Below are 14047 nucleotides of genomic sequence, written 5' to 3'. Positions count from 1 at the left end.
ATGTACGATCAGTTCTATGGTTTCACCGGACGTCCGTTCCAGCTGACGCCAGACCCGCATTTCTATTTCGAAAGCGGCACGCACCGCAAGGCGATGTCCTACCTTGGCTATGGCCTTGCGCAGGGCGAAGGTTTCATCGTCATCACCGGCGATGTCGGCGCGGGCAAGACGACACTGGTCGGCCATCTAATGAACACCATCGACCCCAACCGCCTGACGGCGGTCAAGCTGGTGTCGACGCAGGTCGAGGGCGACGACCTTCTCCGCCTCGTCGCCGAACAGTTCGGCATCGAATGGGAAGGGCAGAGCAAAGCCGAACTGCTGCGTTCGATGGAGCAATATCTGCGCGAGCAGGCGCGCGCCGGGAAGCGCACGCTGTTGATTGTCGACGAGGGGCAGAATCTCGCCATCTCGGCGCTCGAAGAACTGCGCATGCTCTCGAACTTCCAGCTTGGCGGCCATTCGCTGCTTCAGATCTTCCTGCTCGGCCAGCCTGAATTCCGCCAGACGCTCTTCCATTCGCCGGCGCTCGAACAACTGCGCCAGCGCGTGATCGCGACGCATCACCTCGATCCCATGGAGCCCGAGGAGGTCGAGCCCTATATCCTCCACCGCCTCGGCAAGGTCGGCTGGACGGGTAACCCCAGCTTCAGCCCCGACGCGTTCGAGGAAATCTTCGATTACAGCGAGGGCGTGCCGCGCAAGCTTAACGTGCTGGTCAGCCGCCTGCTGCTGTACGGCGCAGTCGAGCAGATGAACCGCATCACCGCGCAGAATGTCCGTTCGGTCGTCGCCGAGATCGAGGCCGACCGCGGCATCGACGCGTCGACGCTCGTCCCGCTGCCGGTCGAGGAGGTTGTCCAGCTCGCGGCGGCCGCGGTTGCGCCGACTCCCGCACCCTTTACGGCGCCGACGCCCGCCAACGAAGCTCCGCTCGAATGGCCGCAGCGCGCCGCCGAACCGATGGCCGACGGACGGGCGCCCTTTGCCGCGCCTGTCGAGCCGGCACGCGTGATCACGCTGACGCCGCCCGACGCCGAAGATCCGGAACTCGTCCCGGAAACGGCCGTCGCCGCGCCCGCGATCGATCCCGAACAGCTGGTCGCGCTCGAACAACAGATCGCGTCGCTCGAGGAGCGGCTCGTCGAACAGGATGCGGCGCTGCGCCGGGTGCTCGACCTGCTGATCGAATGGGTCGAGCGCGATCCCGAAAATGCGCCCAACCCGGCAACATCGCGGACCTGGGCGGCCTGACAGTCCGGCCGAAATCCGCTACGCTGCTGACGAAGGTGAGAAAAAATGCAGAACGGCCTGTCGGTCGATGTCGAGGACTGGTTCCAGGTCGGCGCCTTTGAGCGCACGATCAACCGCGACGACTGGCATGGCCTTGAATGCCGCGTCGAGGCGAATTGCGACGCGGTGCTGCAGATTTTCGCCGACGCGGGTGCCAAGGGCACCTTCTTCACTTTGGGCTGGGTTGCCGAACGCTATCCCGCGCTGATCAGGCGCATTGTCGCGGCGGGGCATGAGCTGGCCAGCCACGGCTATGATCACCAGCGCGTGTTCAACATGACAGCGGACGGTTTCGCTGCCGATTTGAAGAAGACGCAGGCGATCCTCGAGGATCTGGGCGGGGTCCCTATCCGCGGCTATCGCGCGCCGAGTTTCTCGGTCGATACCCGCACGCCTTGGGCGCATATGGTGCTGGCCGAACAGGGCTATGCCTATTCGAGCAGCGTCGCCCCGGTCGTCCATGACCATTATGGCTGGCCGCAAAGCCCGCGTCACGCCTGGCGGCCGCTTGCCGACAGCGACCTTGTCGAATGGCCGGTGACAACCGCGCGCTTTGCCGGACGCACGCTCGCGGCGGGCGGCGGCGGGTTCATGCGGATGCTGCCCTATGGCTTTACCCGCTGGGCGATCGGGCGAATGAATGCCGAAGGCCATCCGGCGATCCTCTATTTCCATCCGTGGGAAATCGATCCCGGCCAGCCGCGCGTCGCCGATGCGCCGATCAAATCGAAGATCCGTCATTACAGTGGTTTGTCGGCCATGGCCGGCAAGCTGAAGAAGCTGCTCGCCGATTTCGAATGGACGCGCGCCGACGCGCTGCTCCCTGCGCAGCAGCAGCGCGCGCAGCCTTGGCGCACCGCCGCGTGAATGCGCCGGCGCTTGCCGTGAAGGACGGTTTTTCCGGCGCGCCGCTGTCCGACGCGGCGGCGTGGGATGCCTATGTCGCCGCGCATCCCGACGCGACGCCATTCCATAGCCGTGCGTGGTGCGAAGCGATCGCCAAGGCGACCGGGCATCGTTGCCACCTCGTCACCGCGCGCGATGCGAATGGTGCGCTGACCGGCATCCTGCCGCTCCACCATATCCGTTCGCCGCTCTTCGGTCAGGCGCTGGTCGGCAGCGGCTTTGCGGTCGATGGCGGCATCCTTGCCGACGATGCGGCGGTGGCGGCAACGCTTGCGCAGGGCGCGGCGGATATGGCGAAATCGCTCGGGGTTCCCTCGGTAGAACTGCGCGGCGGACCGCAGCCCGCGGGCTGGCATGTCGAGGAAGGCACCTACGCCGGCTTCGCACGCGACCTTGCCAGCGACGATGACGCCGAACTTCTCGCCATCCCGCGCAAGCAGCGCGCCGAAGTGCGCAAGGCGCTGGAGGGCGGGCTGACCGTAACCACCGGCCGCGATCTGGCGGAGCGCTGCGATCATTACCGCATTTACGCCACCAGCGTTCGCAATCTGGGTACGCCGGTGTTTCCGAAAAAGCTGTTCGACGCCGTGCTCGACGCCTTTGGCGAGGATGCCGACATCCTGACCGTGCGCGAAAACGGGCGGCCCGTCGCCAGCGTACTCAGCCTCACCTGGCGGGGCATTGTCATGCCCTATTGGGGCGGCGGCACCGCGGATGCGCGGCGGCTCCGCGCCAACGAGCTCATGTATTTCGCGCTGATGCGTCACGCGCGCGCCAAGGGGTGCACGCGCTTCGATTTCGGCCGCTCGAAGCTCGGCACAGGCCCCTTCGCCTATAAGAAGAATTGGGGGTTCGAGCCGCAGCCGCTCGTCTATGCGCGCTGGCTGGCGCCGGGTGAAACCGCCCGCGATACCAATCCGAACAGCGCCAAATATCGACTGCAGGTCGATCTCTGGAAAAAACTGCCGCTGTGGGCGGCGAACCGGATCGGCCCGCTGATCGCCCGCGGATTGGGCTGATGGCTGAAATCCTGTTCCTCGTTCACCGCGCGCCCTGGCCCCCCGACCGCGGCGACCGGATCCGCAGCTGGCATATGTTCGAGGCACTGGCGAAGCTGGCGCCGGTGCATGTCGTGGCACTGGCCGACACCGAAGCCGATGCCGCCGTCGCGCGCGAAAAAATGGCGCCGCTTTGCAAGAGTCTGGCGATCGAGGTGCGCAACGTGTCGCGTCCGATCGCACTGGCGCAGGCGGTCCTGCGCGGCGAGCCGGTGTCGAACCGTCTGTTCCGCAATGCTGCGCTGGCATGCCATGTCGATGGCCTGATCGGCCAAGGCGATATCAGCCATATTGTCGCCTTTTCGGGGCAGATGGCGCAATATCTGCCCGCCGGTTTCGGCGGCCCGATCCTCATGGATTTCGTCGATGTCGATTCGGCCAAGTTCGCGACCTATGCCGAGCAGGACAAGCGCCAGCCGCTGAACTGGGTTCACGCCCGCGAGGCGCGCGTGCTCGGCGCCTATGAAGCCGCGGTCGCGCGCCGGGTGGACGCCAGCCTGTTCGTCAGCGAAGCCGAGGCGGCGCTGTTCCGCACGCACAGCGGACTGGGCGCAGGAAAGGTGCGTGCGGTCGAAAACGGCATCGACACCGACCGGTTCGATCCGGCGTTGGCCTTCGACCCGGCCGGGGCAGGCGAGGGGCCGCTCGCGGCCTTCACCGGCCAGATGGACTATCGCCCTAATATCGATGCGGTGCGCTGGTTCGCGGCCGACATATTGCCACTCATCCGCCTGCGTCACCCGCAGGTGCGTTTCGCGATCGTCGGCCGCGCGCCGACCGACGAGGTGCGCGCGCTCGCAACGCTGCCCGGTGTGACGGTGACCGGTGAAGTACCCGATGTGCGGCCGTGGCTCGTCGCCGCCGACGCGGTGGTCGCGCCGCTGCTCCTCGCGCGCGGGGTGCAGAACAAGCTGCTCGAAGCGATGGCGATGGCGCGGCCGGTGGTCGCCAGTGCGGCGGCGGCGGAGGGGATCGACGCGACACCGGGCGAGCATCTGTGCGTCGCCGATGACGCGCGCGGAATGGCCGAGGCTGTCAGCTCGCTCTTCGACGACCGCGTTGCAGCACTGGCGATGGGACAGGCCGCGCGCGCGCGGATGATTGCACGCTATGGCTGGGATGCCCGCCTTGCGCCGCTCGGCGAGTTACTGGGATTTCCGGCTTGACGCTGTGGCAACGTCATTTGGCCGCGCTGGCGTCGTTGTCGACGGCGATCCTCGCGATCTTCTGGCGCGATGCCGCCGATATGGCCGGCATCTGGTGGCACAGCTCGACCTTCACCCACTGCCTGCTGATGGTGCCGATGATCGGCTGGCTCGTGTCGCAACGCGCGGCGCTCCTGCGGCCGCTGACGCCGGTTTACTGGTGGCCTGCGCTGATATGGATGGCAGGGGCAGGGCTGGTGTGGCTCGTCGGCGAAGCGGCCGGCGTCGGGCTGTTCCGGCAGCTTGGGCTGGTGCTGATGCTGCAGGGCGCGGTCGCGGCGACGCTCGGCGAAAAGCTCGTGCGCGGACTGCTGTTCCCGCTCGCCTATGCGTCGCTGCTCGTGCCGTTCGGCGAAGAACTGGTGCCGCTTCTCCAGACGCTCACCGCGCATATCAGCATGGCGCTGCTCCATCTGTCGGGTATCCGGGCGGAGATGGAGGGCGTGTTCATCACCACGCCTGCGGGTTTCTTCGAAGTCGCCGAGGCCTGTTCGGGTGTCAATTTCCTGATCGCAATGCTCGCCTACGCGGTGTTCGCCGCGCATCTCTGTTTCCGCAGCTGGGCGCGGCGCATCGTTTTTGTTGTGCTCGCGCTGGCGACGACGATCCTCGCCAACGCGTTACGTGCCTATGGCACGATGGCCGCTGCCGAAATCTGGGGGATCGAGGCAGCCGGCGGGATCGACCATATCTTCTACGGCTGGATCTTCTTCGGACTGGTGATCCTGATTGTCATGCTCGTTGCCCTGCGCTGGTTCGACCGACCGGCGAACGACGTCGCAGTCGACGTGACCGGGCTGGATGGTGTGCCGCGTTTTACGGGACCGGCGAAGACCGTGGTGCCGGCCGCTTTGGCGGTCGTGCTGCTCTTCATCGGCTGGGGCGTGCTGATCGGTGGGCGGGCTGCGCCGCTGCCTGAAACAATGTTGGTCGAAACGCCGCGGGGATGGAGCGAGACGCGCGCCGAAGGCATGGCGTGGGCGCCGCGCTTCGATGGCGCCGATCAGCGGCTGCTGCGCCATTTTTCCGATACGAAGGGGCAGAGCGTCACCGTCGCGATCGGCGGCTACGAACGTCAGGATGAAGGACGCGAGGTCGTCGCATTCGGGCAAGGCGCGGTCGATCCCGACGGCAAATGGGCGTGGAGCGCCACGCTGCCCACCGTCGACGGCGCGAAGACCGAGCGCCTGCTGCATCCGGGGCCAGTGCTGCGCGATGCGGCAACCTGGTACGTCGTCGGCGGCACCGTGACCGGCGATCCGCGCCGGGCGAAGCTGGCGGGCCTCAAGGCGCGATTGCTCGGCGGCGACCCGCGCGCGCTGTCGATGATATTATCGAGCGAAGAGCGGCGCGGCGGGCGCAATGCGGTCAAGGATTTCCTTTCCGCGTCGGGCGGAGTCAATGCAATGGCTGACCGCGCGCTGAAAACACGCTAGGTCCTCCGCTATATGTGTGGGATCGCGGGTATCTATCATCTCGAAACGGCGAAGCCGGTCGACCCGGCACGGCTGCGCGCGATGCTCCAGCCGATGCAGCACCGCGGCCCCGACGGGTCGGGCGAGTGGACCGCGCCGGGCGTCGGACTGGGCCATCTGCGCCTCTCGATCATCGATATCGCGGGTAGCCCGCAACCGATGGCGAGCGACGACGAACTCGTCACGATTACCTATAATGGCGAAATCTATAATTTCCGCGAGTTGCGTGCCGAACTTGAGGATCGCGGACACCGTTTCCGTACCAGCGGCGATACCGAGGTCATCATCGCGGCCTGGCGTCAATGGGGTCCCGATTGCCTGTCGCGGCTCAACGGGATGTTCGCCTTTGCGATCCACGACCACCAACGCGGCTGCCTGTTCCTCGCGCGCGACCGGTTGGGGGTAAAGCCGCTCCATCATGTCCGCCTGTCCGACGGATCGGTTGCGTTCGCGTCGGAACTGAAGGGGCTGCTGCGCAACCCCCTGCTGCGGCAGGAAGCCAATCTGACCGCGATCGAGGATTTCCTCGCCTTCGGTTATGTGCCCGACGACAATTGCATCGTTGCGGGCGTCGAAAAACTTCCCGCGGGGCACTATCTGATGCTCGAGCGCGGCAAGCCGGTGCCCGCGCCGATACGCTGGTGGGCGCCCGATTTTTCGAAACGCATCCGCGCGAGCGAAGGCGAAGCCGCCGAGCATCTTGTCCATCTGATGCGCGCCGCGGTCACCGACCGGATGGTCGCCGACGTGCCGCTCGGTGCGTTCCTGTCGGGCGGGGTCGACAGCAGCGCGGTCGTCGCGCTGATGGCCGAGGCGAGCAGCAAGGCGGTCAAGACCTGCACGATCGGTTTCGATCAGGCGGCGCTCGACGAAACCCAATATGCGCAGCAGATTGCCGAGCGGTTCGCGACCGATCATCGCACGCGCACGGTGTCGTCGGGCGATTTCACGCTCGTCGACAAGATTGCCGATCATTTCGACGAGCCCTTTGCCGATGCCAGCGCGCTGCCGACCTGGCGCGTGTGCGAACTCGCGCGCGAAGAGGTGACGGTGGCGCTTTCGGGCGACGGCGCCGACGAAGCGTTCGCCGGATATCGCCGCCTCGTGTTCCAGCATCAGGAAGAAAAGCTGCGCGGGTTGATCCCCGGATTCATGCGCCGCGGGGTGCTTGGCCCGCTGTCGCGGATCTGGCCGCAGATGGACTGGGCGCCGCGTCCGCTCCGCGCGCGTGCGACGCTCGCCAGCCTGTCGAAGAGCGGTGCCGAGGGTTATGCCGAAGCCGTCGGCGTGACCGGGCTTCAGCAGCGGTCGCGCCTGTTCAACGATGCTGCGCATCACGCGCTGGGCGATCATGTTGCCGAAACGCGATACTGGAAGGCGATGGCCGACGCGCCCGCGCGCGAGCCGCTCGACCGTGCGCAATATGCCGACCTCCAGATCTGGCTGCCCGGCGACATCCTGACCAAGACCGACCGGATGAGCATGGCGGTCAGCCTCGAGGCGCGCGAGCCGTTGCTCGATTATCGCCTGATCGAATTCGCCGCGAGCCTGCCCGCGTCGATGCGCGTCAAGCGTGGGACGGGCAAGGCGATCATGAAGCAGGCAATGGAACGCTATCTGCCGCACGACATTCTCTATCGCCCCAAAATGGGGTTTGTGACCCCGGTATCGCAATGGTTTCGCGGGCCGCTCGTCGAGGCTGCGAAGGGGCTTGCGACCTCGTCGACGCTCGCGCGCTCGGGCTGGTTCGACATGGCCGAAATCGAACGCATCGTCGCGGCGCACCAGTCGGGGCGGCGCGACCATGGCCGGTTGATCTGGCAATTCTTCATGCTCGAAAAGTCGCTGGCGAAGCTGTTCGGGATCTGATTTTCGCTCCCGCTTGCGGGAAGGGCCTGGAGAAATCGCCACCCGTTTTTAACGCTTGGCTGCTAGGCTCGCTCCCGATGACGGTGCATCCTGCCTTTTCTGTCGACAGCGCTGCGGCCCCGGCCGATGGCGCGCCGCTCACGGTGCGTGTCGTCGATCCGCTGTCGCTGTCGCCCGAGCTTGCGGCGGCGTGGGATCGGCTGGCCGGGGAAGCGAGCGAACCCAACCCCTTTGCCGAACGCTGGTGCCTGCAATCGGCGCTGCACCTGCTCGATCCCGAGAGGCAGGCGCGGCTGGTGCTCGTGCGCGACGGCGGCGACGGACCGGTGATCGGCATCATGCCGCTTGCACCCGCGGCGCATTATGGCCGTTTGCCGCTCCGCCACGTTACCGGCTGGGCGCATCCCAATCATTTCCTCGGGATTCCGCTGGTGCGCGCGGGTTTCGAAAGCCTGTTCTGGTCGATCCTGCTTGGCTGGTGCGATGCGGCGCCATGGGCCCGCACGCTCGTGCAACTGCCGCGCCTGCCCGAGGACGGACCGCTCCATCGTGCATTGATCGACGTTGCCCGGGTGCGCGGCGGCGAGGCCGAAGTCGTGCACCGCGAGGAGCGCGCGCTCCTCGAAAGCAATCTGTCGCCGGCGGACTATTGGGACGCTGCCGTACGCGCGAAAAAGCGCAAGGAATTGCGCCGGCAGGCAAACCGCCTCGCCGAACAGGGGGCCGTACAGTTTCGTCGCTGGCAGGCGGGCGAACAGCTCGATCCGTGGATCGATGCCTTTCTCGATCTGGAGGCACGCGGCTGGAAGGGGCGCGCGGGGTCGGCGCTTGCAAGTCACAGCGATACGACGGCGTGGTTCCGCGCGATTTTGACCGCGGCCGGAGAGGCCGGCAAGCTCGATATACGCGCGCTCGACCTGAACGGCCGGCCGCTCGCGATGCTGGTCAACTTCTTCGCGCCGCCGGGCGGTTTTTCGTTCAAGACCGCGTTCGACGAGGATTATGCCCGCTTCTCGCCCGGCGTCCTGTTGCAACAGGTCAATCTCGACCTGCTCGACGACCCGCGGATCGACTGGGTCGACAGCTGCGCCGCGCCCGGCCATCCGATGATCGACAGCGTCTGGCGCGAACGCCGCGCGCTCGTCTGGGTCAATGTATCGCTCTCGGCCGCCCCGGATCGGCTGCGCTTTGCCCTGCTGACGAAAGTCGAGCGGTTCTGGCGCAGGTGGAAGGGTGCTGCGGCGCCCGAAAATGAAGTAGAAAGCCTGTCATGACTGCGAACCAGCCGATCGCCCGGCCCGTATTCACCCCCGAAACGCTCGAGCGGATGGCCGCGCTTTATCCGTTGCAGGCGGGGCTTCTCCATCACCATCTGCCCGACCATCCCCTGCTGTCGCTCGACGCACTGGCGCAGCTTGGCGAGAGCCTGCCGGCAAGCGAGGTCGAATATAATCCGGGCAATGTGCCGATCGGCATCCTTCCCGAAGATTTGCCGAGCAATGGTCTGTCGATCGGCGAGACGATCCGTACCATCGAGAGCAATGGCAGCTGGGCGGTGCTGAAGAATATCGAGAATGTCGAAGCCTATCGTGCGCTGCTGATGGATCTGCTCGGTGAATTGAAACCGGTCGTCGAACCGCGCACGGGCGCGATGCTGACGCCGCAGGGCTTTATCTTCATCTCGTCGCCCGGATCGATCACGCCGTTTCACTTCGACCCCGAGCATAATATCCTGCTGCAACTCAAGGGGCAGAAGGTGATGAACGTCTGGCCCGCGGGCGACGAACGCTTTGCGCATCGCCGCGAGCATGAGCGTTACCACGCCGGCGGCCATCGTAATCTGCCTTGGCAGGATGGTTTTCACGACAACGCACAGCAGGTGCCGCTCAGCCCCGGCGACGCGGTGCTGATGCCGGTGATGGCGCCGCATTTTGTCGCCAATGGCGATGCGCCGTCGATCTCGCTGTCGATCACCTGGCGCAGCGAATGGAGCTATCGCGAGTCCGAAGCGCATGCGGCGAACGCGGCGCTACGGCGTATCGGCCTCGACCCCGCGATGCCACCGCGCTGGCCGAGCTATGCCTGGATGAAAACGGTCGGCTGGCGCATCGCGCGGCGGCTCAGGCTCGTCTCTTAACCCGTCTATATCGTCACCCCGGACTTGATCCGGGGGCCATCCCGCCGTCGATGGAAAGATGGATGCCGGATCAACTCCGGCAGGACGAGATTCGGGGGTGTGACAGATCGCTTTCAATTGGCGCAAATTGGCGTTATGGGCCCGCATCCTTGAATATCGAGCCCATAGAGGACTGATGGCGAAAGAAGAACTTCTGGAAATGCGCGGCCAAGTGGTCGAACTGCTGCCTAACGCGATGTTTCGCGTCAAACTGGAAAACGACCACGAAATTCTGGGCCATACGGCCGGAAAGATGCGCAAGAACCGCATCCGCGTGCTCGTTGGCGACGACGTGCTCGTCGAACTTACCCCCTATGACCTGACCAAGGGTCGGATCACCTATCGCTTCAAGTGAGCGGCGCGGCGAACATAACCGCGCCAATGCCCGTCCTTGTGCTCGCCTCCTCTTCGCCGCGTCGGCGTGAGTTGCTGGCGCGCATCGGCGTGGTCCCGGCGCGTATCGCGTCGCCCGACATCGACGAAACGCCGCTGAAAGGCGAATTGCCGCGCGATTATGTTGCGCGGCTTGCCAAGGGCAAGGCGCTGGCGGTCGAGCGTACCGCGAATGAGGTTGTCCTCGCGGGCGATACGACCGTCGCGGTCGGACGCCGCATCCTCGAAAAGCCGGTCGACGAAGCGGACTTGCGCCGCATGCTCGCCTTGCTGTCGGGCCGGCGCCATCATGTCTATTCGGGGCTTTGTGTCGTCGGAACCGATGGGCGCGCCCGGGTGCGCGTCGTCGATACGGTTGTCGCGTTCAAGGTGCTGAGCGCTGCGGAGGTCGACTGGTATGTCGAATCGGGCGAGGGCATGGGCAAGGCGGGCGGCTATGCGATCCAGGGGCGCGCCGAAACCTTTGTCCGCTTTCTTTCGGGCAGTCATTCGAACGTCGTCGGCCTGCCCATGTTCGAAACGGGGGTCCTGCTGGGCAGCGCGGGAATAGCCCTTGGCTGAATGGCTGTACGAAGCCGGGATCGGCGAGACGCGGGCGGCGCTGGTCGAGGCTGGCGAAATCATCGAAGCACGGATCGAGCGCGAAGGCGAAGGGCCACGGCTTGGCGCCATTGTCGCGGCGCGGCTGGTCGAGGCCGGCAAGACGCCGATGGTAGCGCTCGACGGGCCGGGCGAGCGTGTCGCGGCCTTGGCGGGACTGCCGCCCGCAACATCGACCGGTGCGCGCCTGACGGTCGAAATCACCCGGATGGCGCTGCGCGAGCGCGGCCGCGCCAAGCCGGCGCGGGCGCGGCTGGCGGAGCCCGGTGCGGCGCTTGCCGACGGCCCGGACCTGCGCGCGCGAATCGCAGCCTCGGGGCTGCCGGTTACGGACATACGCGCGACCGGGCCGGACCTGCTCGAACAGGCGGGATGGTCCGAAGCGATCGACTGCGTGCGGTCCGGCCATTGGCCGTTCGCGGGCGGTGCGCTGTGGGTCGATGCGACGCCTGCCATGGTGCTCATCGATATCGACGGGGAGGGCGATAGCCTCGCACTCGCCAGGGCGGGCGCCAAGGCGGCGGCGGACGTCATCCGTCGTTGCGATATCGGTGGCTCGATCGGGATCGATTTCCCCTCGCTGCCCGACCGGGCCGGGCGCCATGCGGTCGACGCGGCGGTCGATGCGGCGCTGCCGCAGCCGTTCGAGCGCACCGCGGTCAACGGCTTCGGCCTGATGCAGATCATCCGCCGCCGCGACCGGCCCTCGCTGATCGAACAGGTCCGCCTCGACCCTGTCGCGACCGATGCTGCCTTGCTGCTGCGGCAAGCCGAACGCGCGGCCGGAACGGGGACGTTGACGCTGACCGCGCGTGCTGGCGTGATCGATCATATCGCGGCGCACCCCGGCTGGGTCGACGCACTTCAGAATCGCACCGGCCGCGCCGTCCATCTTGCGGCGGACCCGGCCATGAAAGGAACGGGCCATGCCCAGTAAACCGCTGCGCTGTCCTCTCTGCGGCAAACCCCGCGAGCCGGAATTCAAACCCTTTTGCAGCCGCGGCTGCCGCGACCGCGACCTTTTGACCTGGTTCGGCGAAGGCTATCGCATGCCCGCCGATCAGGCGCCCGACGGGACGGCCGACGACGATCGTTTCGACGAAGGCTGACGCCGAAATCGAGGGTCAGAAAGCCTCTGGACAGGACGGAAAGCCGTGCCTATAGCCGCCGCTCGCCAGCGCGACCGTCCGGTCGCCGCGGCCTTGCCCGGGTAGCTCAGTTGGTAGAGCATGCGACTGAAAATCGCAGTGTCGGCGGTTCGAACCCGTCCCCGGGCACCATCTGTTATTTTCAAGACGTGCCAAAGCCTTCCTTGAGAATCGTCTGAACCAGAGCAATTGAAGGAATTATCGGCCGCGGGGTGTTTGCGGGCGTCGATTTGCATCCCAGCCTCCATTTGCATGGGTGGCGGTAACTAAAGCGCAGTTAGCGCCATGCCTTTGAGCGCCACCGCAGCGGCCCACGCCAAGCCCTGCAAGCTTTGGGGTGAGCGCCGCCTCTGCCTGGTCGTTGTGCCATTGGGGTCACTGTGCTGGCGGTGCACCTATCGCCATGTCGGCAAGGCGCCGAACGATATCGCTCGGCATCGACCCGGACGTTACGCTCGCGGACGCGACTGGCCAGGAGAATTGTCGGAACCGATGCCTGCGCTTGAATGGCTGCGGCATGTTCTCCGGCGCGTTGTGCGCAGTGCTTCGTCAGCCGTTCAACCGGCTTTTGGCTGCTGCTGGGTCGCGCAGTGGATGCCTCCACCCGACTCACCCAGCGGATCTACATCGAGCAGGACAATTTCGCGTCCCGGATAGAGATCGGTCAGCACCGAGCGTGCGCGGTCATCGGCCTTCCGATCCCCGAACTGCGCCGCGATTATGGCGTCATTGCAGACATAATAGTTGACGTAACTCGCGACAAAGTCGCTCTGCCGCGATCGAATGTTTACGGGTTCCGGTAATATAATCAGGTCAAGCGGCCTTCCATCGCTGCCCTTTTCTTCCTTGAGCCGGTAATAGGTTTCATACGCTGCGACGGAATAGGGGTCGGAACGGTCGATCCGTTCTGGAAGTTGGATCAAGATGCGCCCCGGTGCAACAAAACGTGCAAGCGAATCGATATGATAGTCGGTAATATCTTTTCCTGCCAATCCGGGGGTCCAGATCATTTTCGAACCGCCAAGCGCGGCCATCAATTTTTCGCCGATTTGCTTTGCATTTTGGCCACTTCTATTTGGGTTCACCCAGCAGCTTGCATGAGCGAGCAGCGTTCCGGCACCATCATGTTCGACGCCGCCCTGCTCGCCAACCAGCCCCGTTTCAAGCAGCGGGAGCCCCAGCTTTTCAGCGATGACGCCAGCGATGCGCGCGTCATGGTTGTGCCTCTGTTTGCCGCCCCAGCCGTTGAAATGGATGTGCGCCACCGCGAGTTCGCCGTCCTTGTTGCGGACAAAGGTGGGGCCGCTGTCACGGCACCACAAATCATTGGTGGCGACGTTCCAGATATCGACGGCGCTCGCGACATGTTTGCGCGCATCGTCCGCTTCCTCTTCCGAAACGAGCAATACAACGGGTTCGTAATCGCTGATGGCGTTCGCAATTGACGCGATTGTGCGCTGAACACGGCTCAACTCTCGCCGCCCGTAGACATCGACTTCCACCGGCCACTGCATGAAGGTTCGCTCATGCGGTCGATCTTCCACGGGCATGGCATAATCGGTAAGCCGCGGGTCCGGGCTCAACATTGAAGCTGGCGCTGTGTCGCTGGAGCTGGCGGCATCGGAAACATCCTCTGCATGGCGGTCATCGTCCTGCGCCGCTGCGCAACCCACCGAAGAGGTCAAGACTGCGCCGCCCAGCATCGCGGCCCGCGCGATGACCTGGCGACGGTCAAATAATCTTTCGATGGACATATGACGGTCGATACTCCCGTTGGTTACACGGCAAATTGCCGCAATCAAAGGGCACGCATCGGAGGATAGGCGGAAGTTTTCGATCTGACTATTGTCATATCGCCTTTTGAACGGAGCCACGCTGCCAACGCCGCCGGTGCAAACGCTCGCGGCCCTGCGCAGCGTTGCAC

The 14047-nt window shown here is 65.3% G+C and carries 13 protein-coding genes and 1 tRNA gene; 13 read left to right on the top strand and 1 reads right to left on the bottom strand.

All coding sequences use genetic code 11. The features are described 5' to 3' along the window. The 13 genes from AC07NV_RS01935 (at position 1) to AC07NV_RS01875 (ending at position 12255) form a co-directional block, all read left to right on the top strand. A complete protein-coding gene (locus AC07NV_RS01935) occupies positions 1 to 1254 on the top strand; it encodes an XrtA/PEP-CTERM system-associated ATPase (protein ID WP_495164647.1) in 1254 nt (417 codons plus the stop codon). 45 nt (positions 1255 to 1299) lie between these two features. After that, the gene (locus AC07NV_RS01930) at positions 1300 to 2160 is read left to right on the top strand and encodes an XrtA system polysaccharide deacetylase (protein WP_495164646.1); all 861 of its coding nucleotides are present in this window, start codon (positions 1300 to 1302) and stop codon (positions 2158 to 2160) included. Continuing rightward, positions 2142 to 3218, top strand: coding sequence for a FemAB family XrtA/PEP-CTERM system-associated protein (locus AC07NV_RS01925; RefSeq protein WP_495164645.1), 1077 nt, complete (start codon positions 2142 to 2144; stop codon positions 3216 to 3218). Before AC07NV_RS01930 ends, AC07NV_RS01925 begins: the two co-directional genes overlap by 19 nt. Further along, positions 3218 to 4423: a TIGR03087 family PEP-CTERM/XrtA system glycosyltransferase gene (locus AC07NV_RS01920; RefSeq protein WP_495164644.1), complete on the top strand. Its 1206-nt coding sequence runs from the start codon at positions 3218 to 3220 to the stop codon at positions 4421 to 4423. Before AC07NV_RS01925 ends, AC07NV_RS01920 begins: the two co-directional genes overlap by 1 nt. Then, a complete protein-coding gene (gene xrtA, locus AC07NV_RS01915) occupies positions 4420 to 5898 on the top strand; it encodes an exosortase A (protein WP_495164643.1) in 1479 nt (492 codons plus the stop codon). Before AC07NV_RS01920 ends, xrtA begins: the two co-directional genes overlap by 4 nt. A gap of 12 nt (positions 5899 to 5910) precedes the next feature. After that, positions 5911 to 7806 carry an XrtA/PEP-CTERM system amidotransferase gene (locus tag AC07NV_RS01910; protein ID WP_495164642.1) on the top strand — a complete coding sequence of 632 codons (1896 nt, stop codon included), beginning with the start codon at positions 5911 to 5913 and terminating at the stop codon, positions 7804 to 7806. Between the two features lie 77 nt (positions 7807 to 7883). Then, entirely contained in the window at positions 7884 to 9080 is a 1197-nt protein-coding gene (locus tag AC07NV_RS01905; protein WP_495164641.1) for a GNAT family N-acetyltransferase, read from the top strand. Continuing rightward, complete coding sequence (locus tag AC07NV_RS01900; protein ID WP_495164640.1) at positions 9077 to 9943, top strand: cupin-like domain-containing protein; 867 nt, start codon at positions 9077 to 9079, stop codon at positions 9941 to 9943. The genes AC07NV_RS01905 and AC07NV_RS01900 overlap by 4 nt, the downstream gene beginning before the upstream one ends. 175 nt (positions 9944 to 10118) lie before the next feature. Further along, positions 10119 to 10337, top strand: coding sequence for a translation initiation factor IF-1 (gene infA / locus AC07NV_RS01895; protein WP_066653720.1), 219 nt, complete (start codon positions 10119 to 10121; stop codon positions 10335 to 10337). Positions 10338 to 10363: 26 nt separating this feature from the next. Next, on the top strand, positions 10364 to 10936 hold the full coding sequence (locus AC07NV_RS01890) for a Maf family protein (RefSeq protein ID WP_495164639.1): 573 nt from the start codon (positions 10364 to 10366) through the stop codon (positions 10934 to 10936). Next, positions 10929 to 11912 (top strand): ribonuclease E/G, encoded by a 984-nt coding sequence (locus AC07NV_RS01885; RefSeq protein ID WP_495164638.1) that lies wholly within the window; start codon positions 10929 to 10931, stop codon positions 11910 to 11912. Before AC07NV_RS01890 ends, AC07NV_RS01885 begins: the two co-directional genes overlap by 8 nt. Continuing rightward, positions 11902 to 12084 carry a DNA gyrase inhibitor YacG gene (locus AC07NV_RS01880; RefSeq protein ID WP_495164637.1) on the top strand — a complete coding sequence of 61 codons (183 nt, stop codon included), beginning with the start codon at positions 11902 to 11904 and terminating at the stop codon, positions 12082 to 12084. The genes AC07NV_RS01885 and AC07NV_RS01880 overlap by 11 nt, the downstream gene beginning before the upstream one ends. 95 nt (positions 12085 to 12179) lie before the next feature. Continuing rightward, a tRNA-Phe gene (locus AC07NV_RS01875) sits at positions 12180 to 12255 on the top strand. A gap of 425 nt (positions 12256 to 12680) precedes the next feature. Here the strand turns inward: AC07NV_RS01875 and AC07NV_RS01870 are convergent. Beyond that, positions 12681 to 13877 (bottom strand): agmatine deiminase family protein, encoded by a 1197-nt coding sequence (locus tag AC07NV_RS01870; RefSeq protein WP_495164636.1) that lies wholly within the window; start codon positions 13875 to 13877, stop codon positions 12681 to 12683. Between the last annotated feature and the right edge of the window lie 170 nt (positions 13878 to 14047).

It is taken from the genome of Sphingopyxis sp. GW821-FHT10B01 (assembly GCF_059415685.1).
This window is presented reverse-complemented; position numbering and strand designations above follow the sequence as displayed.

Excerpts from the sequence above, each read along its gene's own strand:
- AC07NV_RS01935 (WP_495164647.1), top strand. The coding sequence starts at position 1 with ATGTACGATCAGTTCTATGGTTTCACCGGACGTCCGTTCCAGCTGACG.
- AC07NV_RS01930 (WP_495164646.1), top strand. The coding sequence starts at position 1,300 with ATGCAGAACGGCCTGTCGGTCGATGTCGAGGACTGGTTCCAGGTCGGC.
- AC07NV_RS01920 (WP_495164644.1), top strand. The coding sequence starts at position 3,218 with ATGGCTGAAATCCTGTTCCTCGTTCACCGCGCGCCCTGGCCCCCCGAC.
- AC07NV_RS01910 (WP_495164642.1), top strand. The coding sequence starts at position 5,911 with ATGTGTGGGATCGCGGGTATCTATCATCTCGAAACGGCGAAGCCGGTC.
- AC07NV_RS01905 (WP_495164641.1), top strand. The coding sequence starts at position 7,884 with ATGACGGTGCATCCTGCCTTTTCTGTCGACAGCGCTGCGGCCCCGGCC.
- AC07NV_RS01900 (WP_495164640.1), top strand. The coding sequence starts at position 9,077 with ATGACTGCGAACCAGCCGATCGCCCGGCCCGTATTCACCCCCGAAACG.
- infA (WP_066653720.1), top strand. The coding sequence starts at position 10,119 with ATGGCGAAAGAAGAACTTCTGGAAATGCGCGGCCAAGTGGTCGAACTG.
- AC07NV_RS01890 (WP_495164639.1), top strand. The coding sequence starts at position 10,364 with ATGCCCGTCCTTGTGCTCGCCTCCTCTTCGCCGCGTCGGCGTGAGTTG.
- AC07NV_RS01880 (WP_495164637.1), top strand. The coding sequence starts at position 11,902 with ATGCCCAGTAAACCGCTGCGCTGTCCTCTCTGCGGCAAACCCCGCGAG.
- AC07NV_RS01870 (WP_495164636.1), bottom strand. The coding sequence starts at position 13,877 with ATGTCCATCGAAAGATTATTTGACCGTCGCCAGGTCATCGCGCGGGCC.